Genomic DNA, 3,401 nt, shown 5'->3' with positions numbered 1-3,401 from the left:
CTGTTTTTTTGTCTGCGGCCTGCACGTAGGATGCGGGGCCGTGTGTCACCTCACAGGAATCTTCAATGCGCCGGACTCGCTTTTTTGCCGTCCCGATCGTCCTGGCCCTGCTGCTCCTGCAAGGCTGCGGCAGCTCCAGCGCGCCGGATTCGTTCCTGTCATCGGAACCGGCCTTGATCACGCCGCAGGCGACGCTCGACGCGTCCCTGAACTGCACGCCCTTCGAACATCCGGACAAGCCGCCAGTGCTGCTGGTGCACGGCACCTTCTTCACCGGCACCGAACAGTTCACGCTGTTCTACACGCCGCAACTGGTGGCGATGGGCTATGACGTCTGCATCGTCACCTATCCCGATCGCGGTCTCGGTGATCTGCAGATTTCCGCGGAGTACGTGGTCAACGCGCTGCGCAGCATCTACGCGCGGACGGGCCGCAAGGTCGCGATGATCGGCCACAGCCAGGGCGCGACGATGCCGCGCTGGGCGCTGAAGTTCTGGCCGTCGGCGCGCGAAGCGGTCGCCGATTTCGTGCTGCTGGCCGGGCCCAATCACGGCACCAGCGTCGCCTTTGGCTTCGACACCGTGGCTGCGCTGTTCGACGCGCTGGGCCTGGGCGCGCTGCCGGTCGGGCTGCTTCCGGAGGCGCTGTACCAGTTCGCGCTCGATGCCAATTTCATCACCGCACTCAATGCTGGCGACGAAACACCGGGCGATGTCGACTACACCGCGATCTACACGCAGTTCGATGAACTCGTGCAGCCGGTTGTGCCGGTACCGACGGCGGCGCTCGATTTCGGCCAGAACAACCGTCATGTCGCCAACATCCTGCTGCAGGACATCTGCCCTGCTTATCTCGTCGAACACGGCACCATCGGCACCACCGATCCGGTCGCATTCGCGCTGGCGCTGGATGCCATCAGCCATTCGGGCCCTGCCGATGTCACGCGCGCCGGGGGCACTTCGCTGTGCCGTCTGCTGCCGGTCGATGTGACGGTGCTGCTGCAGGCGCCGATCGTCAGCGGGTTGCTGCAGATCGTGGCCTCGACCTTGCAGACCGGCGCGCCCAATCCTCACCTCGCGGCTGGCGAGCCGCCGCTGATGCCTTATGCAGCGGGTGAACTGAGCCATTGAAGCCGGCCAGCCATGGCACTTGTCGGGCGGTTGGAAGGCATCGTTTGGTTTGATCGCCTCACCGCGCCACTCAAAAGCCTGGGCAGGCCCCCTTTCAACATGCAGCGGATGCCTTCCGTCGCCGAAAGCCGACCGTTCGATCTCGCTCAATGAGAGCCTCCGGCGTCCTCCAGAGGGCCGAGTCCGAATCTGCCATTCGAGCAGCCGGTGGAAAAGCGGAGACCGAATGCGCAACCAGAGGCCGGAGCTTTCCAATGTGGTGCTGGACTCGCTGACCGAATCGGTCGCGATGATCGACGTTCAAGGTGTGATCGTCGGCGTCAACGAGACCTGGCGGCAGTTCGCTGCCGACAATCTCGGCGAGTGCATGACGCACTACGTCGGCGAGAACTATCTCGCCGTCTGCGAACGTGCCGCCCATGACGACGATGTATCGGCCAAGGCGATGTATGACGGCCTGCGATCCGTGCTCGAGGGTGACCTGGATCACTTCTCGCTTGAGTATCCCTGCCCCAGCCCATCCCAGCCTCGCTGGTTCATCGCCCATGTGACACCCAGCCGCAACTCGGAGGGGCCGCATTTCTTTGTCGTCGCGCACGAAGACATCACCGCGCGCAAGCTTGCGGAAGTGAAACTGGAGCAGGCAGAGCGTAGCCTGCGGATGATTCTTGATGCGCTCCCGATCGGCGTCTGGCTTACCGATGCCGCGGGCAGAATCATCCAGAGCAACCCTGCGGGACGGCAGATCTGGAGCACCCCGGATGGGGGCTCGCTGGAGCGCGGCGGCTCGCGCTTGCGCGATGGCGGCCCATTCGCCGCCAGCGACTGGGCCGCCGCGGAAACCCTGCGCAGCGGCGACACCTGTGCGGAGGAATCACTCTTGGTGGAAATGCCCGACGGTAGCCGCAAGGTGCTGCTTCATGCGACTGTGCCGCTGAAGGACGTAAACGATAAGGTCACCGGCGCAGTGATCATCGACCGCGATATCACCGCCCGACATGAGTCCGATGAACTGTTGCAGCAAGCCCAGCGCGATGCCGATGCCGCCAATCGCGCACTGGCCGAAGCGCTGGACCGTGAGCGCGCGGCCGCCCGTACCGATGAACTCACCGGCATCGCCAATCGCCGCCACTTCTTCGCGCTGGGCGACCAGATCTTCGAGATCGCCCGTCGCTACAAGCAGCCGCTGTCGCTGGTGATGTTCGATCTCGATCACTTCAAGCGCATCAACGATCGCCACGGCCATCAACTCGGTGACCAAAGTCTGAAGCATGTCGCTCGTCTGGCCCTTTCCGAACTGCGGGGTGCCGACCTGCTGGCCCGTTACGGCGGCGAAGAGTTCGTGATCCTGTTGCCGGAGACCGACGCTGATGAAGCCCTCGCCGTCGGCGAACGTATTCGCCTGGCGATCGAATCGAGACCGCTGACGACGGCCGACGGCGAGATCATGATGAGCATCAGCGCCGGCATCGCCTCCATCGAGCCCGAGGACGGCGACAACCTGGAAAGTCTGGTCGGCCGTGCCGACCTCATCCTTTACGCCGCGAAGGCGGCGGGCAGGAACCGCTGCCTTCTGCAGAGCTGACGTTCTCCACGGCAATGGTGCTCGCGCGGGCCGCTTGGCGTGCTCGGATATCGCCCGAACGCGCAGATCGATAAGATGCCGGCCCGGCCTCCGCTCATCTGTCGACAGGCCTCGTGCCTGTACGTCCGCCCGACTTCTCATGAATGCCGCGCTAAAGCCTCACCTGAATTCCGAGCCGCCCCCCGCGTCGACTGCTGGCAAGTCACGCCGACCGAAGCACAAGCATGCCGCGCGCAACGACCTGCGCCTGTCGACGAATTACGAGGAATGGGCCGAGCAGGCCCGCGCGCTCGATGAACTCAGCGGCCGCGCGAAGTGGCGGGTTCGCGAGCCTTCGAACCTTTACGACCACGCGATGATCCGCGCCCGGCTCGATCAGCTGGTCGCGCTGCGTGCCGCCGGCGACAGCCACGGCCTGGTGTTCGCGATCGAGGAAGGCGTGCACGGCAACCTCGGCGGCATGGGCAAGCCGGTGCTGCATACCAAGGCCTACTTCGGCACCAAGGCGCTGATCAGCGATTTCGTCGACACCGTCTGCGACACGCTGCTGCACATTGAAAGCCTGCCCGAGCATGAAGTGCCCGAGGCCGTGAAGCTCGATCTGTTCCGCCGTGCCAGCCATTGCTACGGCCGCTCGGCGCTGATGATGTCGAGCGGCGGCATGCTGATGTTCTTCCACTTCGGCG

Annotated in this window: 4 protein-coding genes; 3 read left to right on the top strand and 1 reads right to left on the bottom strand. The window is 64.5% G+C overall.

Annotated elements, in window-relative coordinates:
• On the bottom strand, positions 1-181 hold a 181-nt coding region (locus QZY06_RS11460; protein ID WP_295684310.1), incomplete at its 3' end, for a hypothetical protein.
• Between QZY06_RS11460 and QZY06_RS11455 the strand changes: the two genes are divergently transcribed.
• From QZY06_RS11455 to QZY06_RS11445, 3 genes are all read left to right on the top strand, one after another.
• Complete coding sequence (locus QZY06_RS11455) at positions 174-1,130, top strand: triacylglycerol lipase (protein WP_295684308.1); 957 nt, start codon at positions 174-176, stop codon at positions 1,128-1,130. The genes QZY06_RS11460 and QZY06_RS11455 overlap by 8 nt on opposite strands.
• Before the next feature lie 49 nt (positions 1,131-1,179).
• A complete protein-coding gene (locus tag QZY06_RS11450; protein ID WP_295684305.1) occupies positions 1,180-2,715 on the top strand; it encodes a sensor domain-containing diguanylate cyclase in 1,536 nt (511 codons plus the stop codon).
• A 139-nt stretch (positions 2,716-2,854) separates the two neighbouring features.
• Positions 2,855-3,401: DUF3336 domain-containing protein (locus tag QZY06_RS11445; protein ID WP_295684302.1), on the top strand; the 547-nt coding region annotated here is incomplete at its 3' end.

This window comes from uncultured Nevskia sp. (genome assembly GCF_903885465.1).
In the GTDB taxonomy this organism is placed as follows: Bacteria; Pseudomonadota; Gammaproteobacteria; order Nevskiales; family Nevskiaceae; genus Nevskia.
Note: the sequence above shows the minus strand (reverse complement) of the source record. Positions and strands in the feature narration are given on the sequence as shown.